Annotated in this window: 15 protein-coding genes; 2 read left to right on the top strand and 13 right to left on the bottom strand. The window is 37.0% G+C overall.

The annotated features are described in order from the left end of the window. The first annotated feature begins 270 nt into the window (after positions 1 to 270). On the top strand, positions 271 to 606 hold the full coding sequence (locus IGJ46_RS02515) for a hypothetical protein (protein ID WP_002355597.1): 336 nt from the start codon (positions 271 to 273) through the stop codon (positions 604 to 606). A 46-nt stretch (positions 607 to 652) separates the two neighbouring features. Here the strand turns inward: IGJ46_RS02515 and IGJ46_RS02510 are convergent, their stop codons facing one another. The 9 genes from IGJ46_RS02510 to ptcA all read right to left on the bottom strand — a co-directional run bounded on the left by IGJ46_RS02510 (position 653) and on the right by ptcA (position 10,115). Beyond that, complete coding sequence (locus IGJ46_RS02510; RefSeq protein ID WP_002358717.1) at positions 653 to 1,039, bottom strand: DUF1149 family protein; 387 nt, start codon at positions 1,037 to 1,039, stop codon at positions 653 to 655. Positions 1,040 to 1,151: 112 nt separating this feature from the next. After that, positions 1,152 to 1,583 (bottom strand): hypothetical protein, encoded by a 432-nt coding sequence (locus tag IGJ46_RS02505; protein ID WP_002355595.1) that lies wholly within the window; start codon positions 1,581 to 1,583, stop codon positions 1,152 to 1,154. 349 nt (positions 1,584 to 1,932) lie between these two features. Further along, positions 1,933 to 2,577 carry a deoxynucleoside kinase gene (locus IGJ46_RS02500; RefSeq protein WP_002355594.1) on the bottom strand — a complete coding sequence of 215 codons (645 nt, stop codon included), beginning with the start codon at positions 2,575 to 2,577 and terminating at the stop codon, positions 1,933 to 1,935. 8 nt (positions 2,578 to 2,585) lie between these two features. Next, a complete protein-coding gene (pnuC, locus tag IGJ46_RS02495) occupies positions 2,586 to 3,284 on the bottom strand; it encodes a nicotinamide riboside transporter PnuC (RefSeq protein WP_033785862.1) in 699 nt (232 codons plus the stop codon). A gap of 554 nt (positions 3,285 to 3,838) precedes the next feature. Next, entirely contained in the window at positions 3,839 to 5,425 is a 1,587-nt protein-coding gene (locus IGJ46_RS02490) for an amidase family protein (protein WP_218391432.1), read from the bottom strand. Between the two features lie 196 nt (positions 5,426 to 5,621). Beyond that, a complete protein-coding gene (arcC, locus tag IGJ46_RS02485; protein ID WP_218391431.1) occupies positions 5,622 to 6,551 on the bottom strand; it encodes a carbamate kinase in 930 nt (309 codons plus the stop codon). A gap of 11 nt (positions 6,552 to 6,562) precedes the next feature. Then, positions 6,563 to 7,660: an agmatine deiminase gene (gene aguA / locus IGJ46_RS02480; RefSeq protein ID WP_002361262.1), complete on the bottom strand. Its 1,098-nt coding sequence runs from the start codon at positions 7,658 to 7,660 to the stop codon at positions 6,563 to 6,565. After that, positions 7,653 to 9,029 (bottom strand): APC family permease, encoded by a 1,377-nt coding sequence (locus IGJ46_RS02475; RefSeq protein WP_002355588.1) that lies wholly within the window; start codon positions 9,027 to 9,029, stop codon positions 7,653 to 7,655. The genes aguA and IGJ46_RS02475 overlap by 8 nt, the downstream gene beginning before the upstream one ends. Before the next feature lie 66 nt (positions 9,030 to 9,095). Further along, positions 9,096 to 10,115 (bottom strand): putrescine carbamoyltransferase, encoded by a 1,020-nt coding sequence (gene ptcA, locus IGJ46_RS02470; protein ID WP_002355587.1) that lies wholly within the window; start codon positions 10,113 to 10,115, stop codon positions 9,096 to 9,098. Between the two features lie 397 nt (positions 10,116 to 10,512). Between ptcA and IGJ46_RS02465 the strand changes: the two genes are divergently transcribed. Continuing rightward, entirely contained in the window at positions 10,513 to 11,358 is an 846-nt protein-coding gene (locus tag IGJ46_RS02465) for a helix-turn-helix domain-containing protein (RefSeq protein WP_002392183.1), read from the top strand. A 42-nt stretch (positions 11,359 to 11,400) separates the two neighbouring features. Here IGJ46_RS02465 and IGJ46_RS02460 read toward each other — a convergent pair whose 3' ends face one another. The 4 genes from IGJ46_RS02460 to IGJ46_RS02445 all read right to left on the bottom strand — a co-directional run bounded on the left by IGJ46_RS02460 (position 11,401) and on the right by IGJ46_RS02445 (position 14,793). After that, positions 11,401 to 11,718, bottom strand: a complete 318-nt coding sequence (locus IGJ46_RS02460; RefSeq protein ID WP_002355583.1) for a thioredoxin family protein — start codon at positions 11,716 to 11,718, stop codon at positions 11,401 to 11,403. 284 nt (positions 11,719 to 12,002) lie between these two features. Beyond that, the gene (locus IGJ46_RS02455) at positions 12,003 to 12,131 is read right to left on the bottom strand and encodes a hypothetical protein (protein ID WP_002355577.1); all 129 of its coding nucleotides are present in this window, start codon (positions 12,129 to 12,131) and stop codon (positions 12,003 to 12,005) included. After that, positions 12,132 to 13,505, bottom strand: a complete 1,374-nt coding sequence (gene rlmD, locus IGJ46_RS02450; RefSeq protein WP_002364803.1) for a 23S rRNA (uracil(1939)-C(5))-methyltransferase RlmD — start codon at positions 13,503 to 13,505, stop codon at positions 12,132 to 12,134. A 199-nt stretch (positions 13,506 to 13,704) separates the two neighbouring features. Continuing rightward, positions 13,705 to 14,793: a diacylglycerol kinase gene (locus IGJ46_RS02445; protein WP_002355572.1), complete on the bottom strand. Its 1,089-nt coding sequence runs from the start codon at positions 14,791 to 14,793 to the stop codon at positions 13,705 to 13,707. Between the last annotated feature and the right edge of the window lie 13 nt (positions 14,794 to 14,806).

Genomic DNA, 14,806 nt, shown 5'->3' with positions numbered 1-14,806 from the left:
CAAGTACATCAAAGGAAGTAAAGGTTCCCGGTACTCACTCTCCAGTAAATACCCTGAAAACAGCAAACTGTTTCCAGTGATAGTTCTATTGTACCTTATTTTATAGCAAATAGTGGGATAATTTGCTTACTTTTTGATAGAAAATAACCGTTGCGATAGTTTAAAACTATCACCAAGCGTTGTTTTACTAGTCACTGTAAAAATAATTTGTTTTTTGTCCTCTTTCTTTTAAGCTGACGTGGTATACTTAGTTCTAGGAGGTGTAAGCGTATGCAAAAAATTTGTTGGATCCTTTCTGTCAACCGTGATGGAGCAATGTTGTATGTTGGGAGCCCTGCAAATGGAGGTCCTTGGCTCTTTTCAAATAAAGAGCAGCAAAACATCAAAGCCTTTTTTCAACCAACCTATGAAATTGACTTTATCAGTTATGATGTTCTTTCAGAGGAAGTACCAGAAGCTGCGTTCATTTTGTACAATGAAATGCTCGCTCCCTATCTTCCCGAAAAAATCACCAAAGTTGGTCAGCCGATTGCTTATGTGGATATCGCTACAAAAAATTATGAACAGTTTAAAAAAGCTTTGGTTGCTAAATCTTCACAAGAATAAAAACAGCGTTTATAACGGAATCCGTTATAAACGCTGTTTTTAAAGGTTACGCTTCTTCTGATTGTTGAAAATTCAATTGAACACCTGGACGATCCAGAGCAATTTCAGTTACTTCATAAGATAAACGTTCGACGATGCTAAATAAAGGACGCACAAGTTCATCGACTTCTTCTTGCGAAATATCTTCTTGTTTTTCAATTTTGCGATCAATAATGTGATTAATTTGGCTAATCGCCCCTGATAAAACAAATTCGTCAAAGACAATTCGAAATTCTAAGCGAGCAACAAGTGCTGAGCTGTTTTCTGGATAATTTTCTTCTTCTACTTCAATTGGTGAAAAACTGACACGTAAATCTGTCTCTACTTCTGAATCAGGTACTCGCATATCATAGTGATACGCTTCAACAATTTCTTGTTGGCGTTTAATTTCCATTGTTTTTTCTCTCCTTTTTTAACAAGATATTCCCCTTTTAGAATATCCAATGGTTTCTTTTCTCAAGTATACCACAAGTCCAAAAGTTGCCTAGACCAAAAAACACAGAAGATCAGACTTTTTTGATAAATTGATTTTGGCAGTTTGAACAAGTGACTTTGATTGTTCCTCGTCCTTTCGGCGCACGTAATGACTGCTGACATTTTGGACATTTAAAATAACGATACTCTTTCTGAGTCATGTGTCGCTTGCGAAAAGCATGAACCTTTTGCATTAGGCGTTGTTTTCGAAGAATAAACCGTTGATTTTCATTCAATCGCGGGTGAATATGTTTTGAAAAAAAGCGATAATACACGTAGGCGACTGTGATTAAAATCAATAATCGAACCCAAAGATAGCCAGTAAAAATATTGATGAGCGCCAGCACGACACTTGTTAGCAACAGCGTTCGATTCAATTCATCGAACCGGGCATAACGTCCTTGTAAAAATCGTTGCGCTTTTTTGCGCCACCGTAGAATGCGTTCAAACCAAATTTGGCCCATTTATCTTCCTTCTTTCGAGCATTATTTTTTGAATAAATGATTGATTTGCAGAAACTTTCAATCAAAATTTACACTTACTAAGTCCAAATTTTGAACAACTGTTGGTTATTTTCGATGGTATACTTCTAGAGAAGTCAGGTCAACCGATGAATGACTTCGTTGATAATAGCTACCGCTATTTTATACAAACTTAAACTGTCGATGGATAGATTATCCGATTTTAACTTAGGGGAAGGTTAAAATCCGATTCTATAATTTAGCACTACACTCCTTTATTTAGTAGCAACTTTAGCCTATCTATCCACATTTTAAGTCAAAAAGAAGCAAGTCCGGACTTGCTTCTTTTTATTTATCTTTCTAATTCTTCAATTTTCTTCTCAATTAACGCCAAGACATATTGACACGCTTCAGGATCTTCGACAAAATCATATTTATCGCCATCAATTTGAATTTTAGGACTTTCATCATAGTCTTCATACCATTGATCATAACGCTCGTTCAACATTTGATAGTAATCATACAACGTTGGATCTGTCTCAATTTGTTCATAAGGACGGCCACGTTTTTTGATGCGTTCCAACATTTTGGGAAATGAAATACGAATGTGAACTAACAAATCAGGTCTTTTTTTATGCGCAGCATAAGGCAATTCTTGGAGCATGTTTTGTAATAAGTCATCGTACACTTTGACCTCTGTTTCGTTTGCACGACCTAAATCTGCATTTAAATGAAAAAGTAATGAATCTTCATAAATCGAGCGATCCAATACATTATTTTCATGCGTTAATGCTTGTTTAATACTATCAAAACGTTTATTTAAAAAATAAATTTGTAATAAAAATGCGTACTTTTCCGGTTCCGCATAAAATAAAGGTAATACCTCATTATCATCAACTGATTCGTAAAAGGCTTCTGAACCTAAACGGTTTGCAATTAAAGCTGTTAAACTAGATTTACCAGCGCCAATCGTACCTGCTAAAACAATCACTGCCATCGAACTCCCTACCTATTTTTTTCCATTTTATTTTTTATCTTCAACCAATTAAACATACCAAAAATTGAGTTAAAAGTATACATACAATACATAACAAATATCGCATAATCACCACCAGCGTGCGTCCCTGCTCGGAACCATAACAAAATTGAAAAAATATTTCCTAGTAACCAAAACACGAATTGCGATTGATAACGTTTAATCATCAATAACATCCCTGTCGCTGAAACACTGAACGTGATTGCATCTAATGTTTGTTGCGCATCATTTACAAAGCCTAACAAAATATATGCAGCTACGCCAATGAGCAGCCACGTGAAAAAGGCATACAACCACTGAATACCTTTTAAAACTTTTACTTTGGTTACTTGACCCGAGCCATCCTCGCTAGCCCGAAGCCAAGCATAAAGCCCTGTAATGTCCATAATAATATAGAAACTTTGTAAAAGAACTTCCGCATATACCCGTGTCACTAACCCAAAATAGCCAATAATCACTGCACTGATTAACCCAAAAATGTAATTGCTGACTTTTCCTTGGGCAATTAAATTCACACAAATGATGCCGGCTAAACCACCTACTAACGTAATCCAATTCGATGGATTGATAGCAAATGCAATCAACTGTACCCCCACCATCAAAGCTAAAAACAAGTAACTTCTCGTTTCCCAACCTTTAAAATCATTCACCAAAAAATTCTTATTCACGACAAATTTCCGACCTTCCTAAAACCAAACTTTTCTCTGTTGACGTCTCAATAAGAGTACTCCGTTTTAAAAAACAAGTCAATCAGATTTCGGAATAAAAAGAAGATTTTAATACTATATATTGATTCGAAAAATATCGAAACACTACATATAGTTATTACGTAAGCTTTCTGATATCCTTTATTGCCACAATATTTTCTTCATCTTGCTTTAATCTTCTATGTATTCATGGATTTGTTTCCATCTAATAATTCCTGCAGCAGAACCCTTTACGACGGCAGCGCTCCAAATTAATGTTGCGAAAGCGGAAGCAACCGTACATATTTATGCTTCAAACACAGCCATCGTTCACTCTTTTTATTGAGATGCTTAAAAATTGACGGCCTTATTTCTCGAATCTGGCCACTTATTAACTTATTACATGAAAACATTCGCCTAAAAAAGCAAAAAAAACGACTCACCTAAATAATCGACCTACAAGCAATTCCTTTCATTTGTAGGTCGATTATCTTTATTAGGTTTGATACAGATGTTTCGCCATTCCTAGTTTCCCTTTACTGCTCATCTCTATTTATTTTTTTACTGTTTGCCAACAGCTCGTTGTCTGAAAGTACTATCCGTCCTTTTGTACTTTGTTCAAAGCTGTAAGCTTGCTCAAATAACGTTTGCTCTTTATTGGCAGTTTGTGTAAAAGTCAGCCCATAAGGTTGTCCTTCACTGTTTTTCGCCAAAGGAACAGTCAATTCAGGATATCCTGCCACAGCACTTAAACCCGTACCTTCAGAATCAATAAAGGCATATCCGTCTAATTGTTGTTTTTTTAGCAACGCATCAAACGTTTGCTGTGCTTTTTTAATGGTTGTTTGAATGATTTCTTTATCTGGTTGTTTCTTTTTAACATCTGCTTCTAATAAATCTTGCCCATACTTGGCACGAACCTTTTTATCTTGTTGATTATACACAATTAGTTCCTCCAGTGTTTTAAATGGTAAGTCATAACGTTTCGCAAATTCTTCCAATGCAAACTTAAATTCATTGGAAATAACTTTCCCGCCATCAATCCCTTCCATGTCTGGTGTTACCGGAATCACTTCTGCTCCAGCTTTTTGGAGGGCCTTTTTAGCAGTCGCAAATTCTTCTTCAGCACTCAGCATTTCTAGCAAACCAATGCGTTGACCTTGTAAGTTATTTTTAGTAAATTTCGTTGAATCAATGCTCGGAACCGTGTCTTTCTTAAACGCATTATAGCCTTGCGCAGCATCAACGACACTTCGGGCAATCGGGCCAACTGTATCTAATGACGGTGCCAATGGCAAAACACCTTCGCCACTTACTGAACTGTGGGTCGGTTTAAAACCAACCACTGATTGATGAGAAGCGGGGGAAACAATCGATCCCATCGTCTCAGTGCCTAAAGAGAAGGCGCCGATATTCATCGTCACACTAGCCCCACTCCCAGAACTTGAACCTGAAGGTGTTATTTTGAGCGGCCCATAAGGATTAAGTGTTTGTCCATGCTTGGAACTATAGCCACTTGGTGCTTTCATTGACATATAATTCGCTAGTTCAGATAAGTTTACTTTTCCTAAAATCAAAGCTTGCGCCTCTGTTAACTTCTTAACTACTTCCGCATCTTCCTTAGGCTTGAACGTGCGTAAGGCATAAGCTCCTGCACTCGAAATCATGTTGGTCGTATTTATATTTTCTTTCAAAGTCACAGGAATACCATACAAAGGCTTCTTCGGTGTTTGAGAGGCTTGCTGGTCAAATGCCTTGGCTTCCTTAATTGCTTGCGGATGGATTTCAGAGATGCTGTTCATGCCATTATCTATTTGATCGAACTGTAAAATACGGTCCAAATAAAACGCCGTAAGTTCTTCATAGGTCAATGCTCCGTCGGCAATCGCTTGCTGTAATTCAGTGATATTTTTTTCAATAATAAACGGTGCTTTGGTCCGAGCTTTTTGTACATCCGTTTCTTTTAATTGGTCTTCAATCGTTTTAACGATTCTCTCTTGATTGTACATTGCTGGGGTTTCTGCCTCAGGAGTGAACTTTTTGAGTATAAACCAATACGCTGCAGCGCCTATTATGACTAACAAAACAGCAATTATTCCGATTACTTTTAAAAATTTAGACATTTTTATCCTCCTATACCATTTAAAGATTATCTTACTATGTTTATTTTTGCATGACAACTAACAGTTTTGTTCGTTAAAAAGACAAAATAGAGAGTAGGACATCCGTCAAAACGACCGATGTCCTACTCTCTAACGATTAAGATAGTCCGCTAAATGCGTTTGTTTTAGTCTTTTGTGAAAGTTAAATACTGAGAATTTATTGTGTAATTCGTGTACCACTTTCTCCTTTGATTGCTTCCGAAGCTAATTCTAAAAGCCCGATAATCGCCTGGCGGTTTGGTTTACTTTCTGCAAAACTGATGGCCGCTTCTACCTTAGGTAACATACTACCTGGCGCAAATTGATTTTCTTCTATATATTGTTGCATTGCCGTAACCGTAACATCGGTCAAAGCTTGTTGATTTGCTTGACCAAAGTTAACAAAAACATGTTCTACTGCAGTTAATACCACAAAAACATCTGCTTCAATGAGTTCAGCCATTTTTGCTGCCGCAAAGTCTTTATCAATGACTGCATCTACACCATGATAGACTGGACCATCATAGGCAATAGGAACCCCGCCACCACCACAAGCAATTACGATTTGTCCTGCATCAACAAGTGTTCGCAAGCTAACTTTTTCGTAAATATCAACTGGTTTTGGTGAAGGAACTACCCGTCGCCAGCCTCGACCCGCATCTTCTTGATAGACGTTCTCAGTTTCCGCCATCAACTGTTTGGCTGTTTCTTCGTCATAATAACCACCAATTGGTTTTGTTGGTTTTGTAAACGCTGGGTCTTTTGGATCCACCACGACTTGTGTAATTAACGTAACAACTGGTTGTTCCCCTAAATTTCTGGCTACTAGTTCTTCATCAATTGCTTGTTGTAAATGATAGCCAATATAGCCTTGGCTCATTGCTGTGCATTCAGGAAACGGCACGACATCTTCTGGAGATTGACTCGTTTCCTCAAAAGCTAAGCGAATTTTGCCAACTTGTGGCCCGTTGCCATGAGCAATCACCACTTGATGGCCTTGTTCAATTAAATCAACAATCGATTTTGCCGCGGTTTGTGCTTTTGCCAATTGTTCTTTCGAAGAATTTCCTAACGCATTTCCACCTAATGCAATCACTATTTTTGACATCTGTTTCCCTCCTAGCGCTTTGGTTCTTGTTGTGTGATACAGTGTATATTGCCGCCCCCATAAACAACTTCTACCGTATTAACGCCGACAATTTTTTTATCTGGGAACATCGTTTGAACTTGCTCTAAAGCCAAACAATCATTTTCATCACCATACTGTGGCACAATCACGCCATCATTTGTAATTAAAAAGTTCATATAGGATGCGATACAAATATCGCCGTCTTCTCTTGGCATGGTTCCTTCCACGAAATCAATTTTGAAGGAGCCTTGAATGGTTACATTTTTGACAGGACAGCATAATTTGTGGACTTTTAATTGGCGTCCTTTAGCATCAGTCATTTTAAGCAAACGTTGATATGCATCTTGTGCCGCTTCATAAAATGGGCTATTTTGATCTTCGGTGTAAATACAAGCCACTTCACCAGGTGCAATAAAACAAGCTACATCATCCACGTGACCATTGGTTTCTTCTGGGTCAATTCCATCACCTAGCCAAAGAACTTTTTCAACATTTAAATAGTCGCATAATTTTTGTTCGATTGCTTCTTTTGAAAGTTGTGGATTTCGACCTTCACTTAATAAGCACATTTCTGTAGTCAAGACTGTTCCTTGTCCATCTACGTGGAATGAACCGCCTTCTAAAACAAAATCATCTGTACGATAAGAATCTACATGCTCAATTTCACAAATTTTTTGTGCAACCAAATCGTCTTGGTCCCAAGGGAAATATAAACCATCTACTAATCCCCCCCAAGCATTGAATGTCCAATCCACACCACGGATTTCTCCATGGTCGTTAATGACAAATGATGGTCCACAATCACGGACCCAGGCATCATTGTTTGACATTTCGTAAACCGTAATTTCTGGCGGCAATTGGCGACGGCAATTTTGAAATTGTTGTTGAGAAACCACCACATTCATCGGTGTAAATTGACTAATTGCTTTGGCCACATTAGTAAAAGCTTCTTGGACAGGTTTACCACCATCACGCCAATTATCCGGTCTTTCTGGCCAAATCATCCAAACTTTCTCTTGTGGTTCAAATTCTCCTGGCATTCTAAAGCCATCTTGTTTAGGGGTACTTCCTACAATTCGTTTAGCCATTTTCTTTCGTTCCCTTCTTAATTTTTTTCACGTAAATAATTACTTCACCAAACAGAATAAAAATGATTGCCCCAATTGTGATTGGTAATTTTTCATTTAATGCTGCGGGACTAAAATCTAAAGGCACTGCTGTGAAAATCAGTGAAATAATAATCATAATCATTGGCAAAACCACTAAAACTTTTAAAAATCCTGGTTTTCCGTTAACTTTAAACGGACGTGGTGTATCGGGATCAATTTTTCTAAGCTTATAAAAAGCTGGGAAAACTGGGATATACGATAACAAGAATAGGACGACATTCAAGGAGAAAAAGGCCCAGAATAAATCTTGATTAGGTAAAATTGGTGCTAATACAATGACCACCGATGCCACAATGCCATTCATCAAAGCAGCCCCAATTGGCATGTCATTTTTCTTACTACGTTTTTCAAAAAATTTAGGCATGTCACCATTTTCAGCAGCATAACAAGCTGTATTATTGACTCCTAATGACCAAGAAATCATGTTTCCGAACAACGTAAGAAGGAATAGGAAAGCCATCAACATAATGAACCAACCTTCTGTCGAGCCTGTCAATAGTTTAAAGCTATCCATCATACCACTGCCGGTACTAATTTGATCGGTGGGAATCGCTACCCCAATTCCAAAGGCTGAAAAAATATAAATGGCTGCAATGACTAACCCCGCTGCTACAATAGCTTGTGGAATTTGCTTCTTAGGATTTTCCATATCATCTGCAAACGTACAGATGACTTCAAATCCTAACAAATTAAAAATGATTACAGAAATAAAAGATAAACTCCTTAAGTCAAACGTTGGCAGCATTGATTTCAAGGTAAATTCGTTGGCAACACCTTTCGTCAAGGCTACATACAATCCTAGCCCACCAATTAAGACAGCTAAAACCATCTTGATTACGGCAGCTCCATTTAGAATCCAGATACTGTCGCTGACTGGATAAAAACTAATCCAAACCACAATCCAAGTAAAAATTAATTCAACAATAATCATCATCGGTGTTGAAAACTTAATACCTGTAATTGTCGTTAATAGTTCTGGCGTCATAACGGCTAATGAAGCTAGCCACAATGGATAATTAATCCAATAATACCAAGAAACTCTGGCACCCCAACGATGACCATATGCTTTGGTCACCCAATCATAGATGCCCCCTTCACCAATATAAGTTGTTCCTAATTCTGATGAAATTAACCCATATGGCAATAGGAATGCAATTAATAAGAAAATCCACCAAAAAAACTGAGAATTACCAATTGCAGCAACAGGCGCCGCTGCTTCAGCAACGAAAACCACACAGATGACTGATAAAATGGCACTCGTTAAACTAAATTTCTTTTTCCCCTCCATGAAGACTCTTCCTCTCTTTATAAACTGTCCACTGATTCATTTTTTCAATCAGTGGACAGTTGGCCGTTAAATGCTTTGAGTGTCTAAGAAAACTTCTAGTTCTTTTTTCGCTTCTGCTTGCTTGATTAAATCATAAGGATTTTTTGCTTCATAATCATTCATAAGATATACTAATAAGCCACGAATAGATGTTAAACGGTTTTCTGCTTCATCGAAACAAATAGAATTTTTACCGTCAATTACTTCATCAGTTACTTCTTCCCCACGTGTTGCTGGTAAACAGTGCATGAATTTACAATTGGCACCTGCCCGATCCATCATTTCTTGATTCACTTGATATTTTGGATAGAAAACCTTCATACGTTCTTCTTCAGATAATTCCGCTTCGTACAAGCCATACCAAACATCCGTGTACAAGAAATCAGCGCCTTCAACAGAACTTGCATCATCTGTGACCAAAAAGCTACCGCCTGAAACTTCACAATTTTTTGCTAATTTCGCTTGATGCTCTTCATTTAATTGGAAGCCTTCTGGACCGAAGTGAACAAAATTCATGCCCATTTTTGTTGTGATTAATCCTAAAGAAAAACAAACTTGTGTCGCATCTCCGACAAAGACAACTTTACAATCTTCTAATTTTTTGCCTTCTGGTAAATGCTCAACCATGGTACACAAATCACCTAATTCTTGGGTTGGATGATTGTAATCAGACATACCGTTAATGACTGGGATGGTAGCACAATTAGCTAAATCAACAATACTATGGTGACGTTCCACACGAGCCATCAAAATATCTACTAAACGTGACAATACGCGGCTGGTATCTTCAATCGTTTCATGTCCCCCTAATTGAATTTGACCAGGTGCTAAATATTCGCCATGTCCACCTAATTGTTCCATTGCAGTTTCAAAAGATACTCGTGTTCGAGTTGAAGATTGTTGGAAAATCATTCCTAAAGATTTGTTTTTTAACAGTTGCGGATAATACCCATTTTTAATCGCTTCTTTAATTTTTAATGATAAATCGACTAAGTAATGCATTTCCTCTTTCGTATATGTTTCTGTTGTAACGTAATCTCTTTTCATGATGTGTTCCTCCTAAAGTTGTTTTTGTTTACACATTGACTTTACCAAGTTTAGCGAAGAGTTTACTATCCGCCAAAAGTTAGAAAACGCTTTCTTTTTTGGCGTGATTTTTCATTAAAAAAAGTTTATTTATGGTTATAAACCGTTGATACACCAGGGGTTTATAAAAGTTTAGGCGGATTTCTCTCTAATTTCTGACCAATCATAGATTTGAAAATGGTATAATTATTTTGAAAAATCATTCACTTAAAATAAAAGATGAAAGGGGTTTCCAATCGTGACATTTGTTTTTATTTATAACATCTTGTTGATTATTTTATATTCGTTTACTTCAACCTTTACCTTAAATCTTTACTTGAAAAATAAACAACCGATTTTTTTATTGCTTCTCTTTTTAATGGTTATTTTTATTTGTGACAATGTGATTGTTTATATGACTGAGTTCATTAATTCGTTTGCAACCGAATATAATCAGACCTTTATGACCGCACCTTTTTTAAAGACCATCATTTTTATTTGTTGTAATTTTGCCTATCTGGCTATTATCAATACTATTAGTGGTCGTCCTTTTAAAAATTATCAATTTGTCTGGTTATTTTTAATTGGTTTATGGATGCTAGCTATTCCATTTTCACAAAATTCCGCCTTAAAAGTTTGGTTGTACTATTTACCCAATCAGCTATTTTTAATTTACCTTGGATGCTATGCGCTCTATCAACTACGAATAGATCCTTTATCAGCCCTTGCGAAAAAATATCTTCGTTTTATTGGTTGGCTAAGCATTGGTTTCGGTGTGGCGATTCTTTTGGAAGATACCTTCGTTATTTTTAACATTGACCAATATTCTGATATTGTCTTTAAAATTAACAACCGAAACGTTTCTGAAGATATTTATACAATCATTCTCTCGATCGCCATTATCTACTTCTGTAATCGTGATTTTCCTCTGTCGGTTCTTGAAAAAGACGCTGCTAAATTGGAAGAAAATCAATCAGATGAACCCGTACTTTTGGCGCCTTTTTGTGATGCCTATCAATTAACGCAGCGAGAACGAGAAGTGCTTTCGTTACTTTTAGAGTGCAAAACAAATCAAGATATAGCCAACGAACTATTCCTATCAATCGGGACAGTAAAAACACATATCCACAATATTTTCGTTAAATTAGAAGTAAACAAAAGAGCAGAAGTTTTTGTCAGTTATCAACTTTTTTCTCAACAACAAACTGAACATTTAGCGAGATAATTAAAAAGGAAGCCTCTCCGTGATCGGTGGCTTCCTTTTTGATTAACTATTTTCTTGTACTTGTCGAACTCTCTTTTCAATTTCTTGAAAGTTAATAATTTTAGCTTGGCGATGAATTTCTTTTCCTTCATAGTATAAGATAATGGTCGGTGCAGAAAAAGCATTTAATTGTCCAATTATTTCTGGACTTTTATCAGCTTCTGCAATGTATGTAGGAAATTCATATTTTGTTGCAATTTTTTCGACAATCGGTTTATCAACTGTACAAACACTACAATTTTTTGCTGTCAAAAAGACGGCTTGTAGACGATTGTCTGTAATTTTTTCTTCTAATTCTTCTAATGTTGTTACATATTCCACTGAATAGCCCTCCTTGTCTTTTGTCTAAAATAACAGATTTACTAGCAAAATAACAACTTATTTGTTTGGCTAGGAATGCTTTAACAAAAAAGTTGAGCGTGGGACAAAAATCACTTTGGATTTTTGCTCCACGCTCAAAAACTGATAAACGGCGGGAACAAAAGCAACTCCTTCGGAAATAAGCCGGAATTCTCCAAAAATTACAGAACAATTTTCGGAAATTCCTTCTTATTTCTCGGAGTTAAACGCTTCTGTCCCGACCTCAACTTTTTACTGATAACCGCTTATTTATTAAAAATTTTAGGCCCTTTGCGCATGTTTTTACGATCATTTTTGGGAGTTTCCATTTTTTTAGAACGGCCACCACCTTGTTTCTTTTTAATTAATTCTAACATTTTTTCTTTTTCATTCATTTAATCCACCGCCTTTGTTAATAACGTGACAGATTCAATGTGGGTCGTTTGTGGGAAATTATCCACTGGTTGAATTTCTTTTGCTTCATAGCCACCTTCTGTTAATAATGCAATGTCGCGAGCGAGTGTGGCTGGATTACAGCTGACATAAACAATTCGTTCAGGTTGCGTTTCAATTAATGTGTTTACTAATTGACCGTCTAACCCTTTCCGTGGTGGATCCACCACCACAACATCTGGTTGCAAGCCATTTTCAACTAATTTTGGCAATAATTCTTCCGCTAAACCAGCCGTGAAAGTGGCATTCTCAATGTTGTTTAATTTAGCATTATTTTCTGCATCTTTGACCGCTTCTTCAATTACTTCAATACCGTAAACTTGCTTTGCATCTTGGGCTAAAGTTAAGCCAATCGTCCCAATCCCGCAATAGGCATCCACCACAATTTCATTGCCTGTTAAAGCCGCATACTCTTTAACTTTTTGATACATCACTTCTGTTTGTTGTGGATTTACTTGATAAAATGAACGCGCGGAAATTTCAAATTTCAAATCAAAAATAGTATCTGTAATTTTTTCAGACCCATGTAATAAGATGGTTTCGTCGCCAAAAATGACATTGGTTCGTTTTGGATTTACATTTTGTACAATGCTGACTACTTCCGGAATAGCTTCCAAAATATCTGGCACAATTTTACTAATTGGGAATAATTTCGGTGTTCTCGTAATTAGAACAACCATCATCTCCCCAGTATGGTAGCCACGACGAACGACAATATGGCGTAAGTTCCCTGTATTATCAGATTCGTTATAAGGTTTTACGCTATATTTACGCATAATGTCACGGATTTTAACAATTGCTGCATCAATTTCGGGGTCTTGAATATAGAAATGTTCCATCGGAATTAAATCATGGCTATTTTTCCGGAAAAAACCTGTTTGTAGTTGGTTGTCAATTTTACGCACGGGAATTTGTGCTTTGTTCCGGTAATGCCACGGATCGTTCATCCCAATTGTTGGTAAAACAGGGACTTCTGGTAATTTAGCAACACGTTGCATAACATTTTCGACTTGTTGCGTTTTAAATGATAGTTGGGCGCCGTACGCTAAATGTTGCAACGGACTGATTCCGACTTTTGTAAAGTTTTCATCTTTCACGGGCACCCGCTGTTCACTGCTTTTTAGGACAGTCAATACTTTCCCATAACCAAAACTTTTGCCTGTTTTTAAGACTTTGATTTCAAGTTTTTCACCTGGTAAGGCATTTTCAATAAACAATGGATAATGGTCCACTTTTGCCACGCCTAAACCTTCATGCGTCAAGTCAACGATTTCTACTTCAATGACGTCATTTTTCTTTACTGGATAATTTTTCATAAGTCGCTCCTTCTTTTTATACACTTCACTCATTCTAATGAAAATACCTAAGAAAAGCAACAACGAATTTTCATGGCGATTTAGCAATTTCGTTTGAGCTTTTTAGGTAAATAAAAGAATGAGACCCTTTCCCTTAGTCAAAAAATAGCCAATGAAAGATCTTATCAACTAAATCTTTCATTAGCTATTCACGGACTACCTAGTGCTTTTCTTTTTCGGCAATCTTTCCATCGCCATCAATATCTTCGTCTGTTAGTCGTTCAACTTCTTTGACAAATTCTTTGCTGGCTTCGTTATATGCTTCTTCCTCTTCGTCTTCTGACTCTACGACAATCTCATCGCTACCAGTTAAGACAGAACCCATAATCGCATTGGACGGCAGTGCATCACCATTTGCAAAAATTTCAATGTGTTGATGCATATTTTTAAAGGTCATTGGAGCATCGCCTCCATATTCACCATCTAAATTAATCATCATTTTATTGTTCTTTTCTAACGTTTCTGCATGTAAATAGCTGGTCTTTGTATAGATTAGTCGATGATCTTCAACATGCTTTCCACCATTTAACATTAATGCAACTAAATGAAGAATCTCAAAAATATTGGCTGTTTTTACAATGATTAATGAAAACTTACCATCATCTAATTTAGCATCTGGTACGATTTGCTCGAAGCCACCCACCGAGTTAGTCAGCCCTAGGAAAAACATTGAGGCGTTGCCTTCGTATACACCTTCATCATACGTCATGCGCATTTTAATCGGCTTCACTCGCGGCAACATTTCGGCTCCTTTGGCTAAGTACGCTAAGTAACCAAAAATACTTTTCAACTCTGATGGAACTTCATAAGTCAGTTCCGTTAAATGACCACCCGCCGCAATATTGATAAAGTAATTTTTGCCGGCTTGGCCAATATCCATTTTGACAGTTTGATTTTTTTTAATCACTTCTGCTGCCTTAACGATATTATCACGAGGAATCTTCAAGGCCCGTGCATAGTCATTCGTCGTTCCAGCGGGAATAATGGCCATTTTAGGGCGCCGCTTCAACGGAGCAATCCCATTCACGACTTCATTAATGGTCCCATCTCCACCTGCAGCTACTAGTAAATCAAATCCTGCCCGCGCAGCACGATGTGCTTCATTGCGTGCTGAATTTTCTTCTGGTGTGGTCGCAAATGCACTGGCTTCATAACCACATTCTTCTAAAATAGATAAAATATCGGCTAAGTTCTTTTTGATTAACTCTTTTCCTGACGTTGGATTATAAATCACTCTAGCTTTTTTCATGGTTTGCCTGCTA

It is taken from the genome of Enterococcus sp. AZ120, from assembly GCF_050546165.1.
In the GTDB taxonomy this organism is placed as follows: domain Bacteria; phylum Bacillota; class Bacilli; order Lactobacillales; family Enterococcaceae; genus Enterococcus; species Enterococcus faecalis.
Note: the sequence above shows the minus strand (reverse complement) of the source record. Positions and strands in the feature narration are given on the sequence as shown.

Excerpts from the sequence above, each read along its gene's own strand:
- IGJ46_RS02515 (WP_002355597.1), top strand. The coding sequence starts at position 271 with ATGCAAAAAATTTGTTGGATCCTTTCTGTCAACCGTGATGGAGCAATG.
- IGJ46_RS02510 (WP_002358717.1), bottom strand. The coding sequence starts at position 1,039 with ATGGAAATTAAACGCCAACAAGAAATTGTTGAAGCGTATCACTATGAT.
- IGJ46_RS02505 (WP_002355595.1), bottom strand. The coding sequence starts at position 1,583 with ATGGGCCAAATTTGGTTTGAACGCATTCTACGGTGGCGCAAAAAAGCG.
- IGJ46_RS02500 (WP_002355594.1), bottom strand. The coding sequence starts at position 2,577 with ATGGCAGTGATTGTTTTAGCAGGTACGATTGGCGCTGGTAAATCTAGT.
- IGJ46_RS02490 (WP_218391432.1), bottom strand. The coding sequence starts at position 5,425 with ATGTCTAAATTTTTAAAAGTAATCGGAATAATTGCTGTTTTGTTAGTC.
- arcC (WP_218391431.1), bottom strand. The coding sequence starts at position 6,551 with ATGTCAAAAATAGTGATTGCATTAGGTGGAAATGCGTTAGGAAATTCT.
- aguA (WP_002361262.1), bottom strand. The coding sequence starts at position 7,660 with ATGGCTAAACGAATTGTAGGAAGTACCCCTAAACAAGATGGCTTTAGA.
- IGJ46_RS02475 (WP_002355588.1), bottom strand. The coding sequence starts at position 9,029 with ATGGAGGGGAAAAAGAAATTTAGTTTAACGAGTGCCATTTTATCAGTC.
- ptcA (WP_002355587.1), bottom strand. The coding sequence starts at position 10,115 with ATGAAAAGAGATTACGTTACAACAGAAACATATACGAAAGAGGAAATG.
- IGJ46_RS02465 (WP_002392183.1), top strand. The coding sequence starts at position 10,513 with ATGGTTATTTTTATTTGTGACAATGTGATTGTTTATATGACTGAGTTC.
- IGJ46_RS02455 (WP_002355577.1), bottom strand. The coding sequence starts at position 12,131 with ATGAATGAAAAAGAAAAAATGTTAGAATTAATTAAAAAGAAACAAGGT.
- rlmD (WP_002364803.1), bottom strand. The coding sequence starts at position 13,505 with ATGAAAAATTATCCAGTAAAGAAAAATGACGTCATTGAAGTAGAAATC.
- IGJ46_RS02445 (WP_002355572.1), bottom strand. The coding sequence starts at position 14,793 with ATGAAAAAAGCTAGAGTGATTTATAATCCAACGTCAGGAAAAGAGTTA.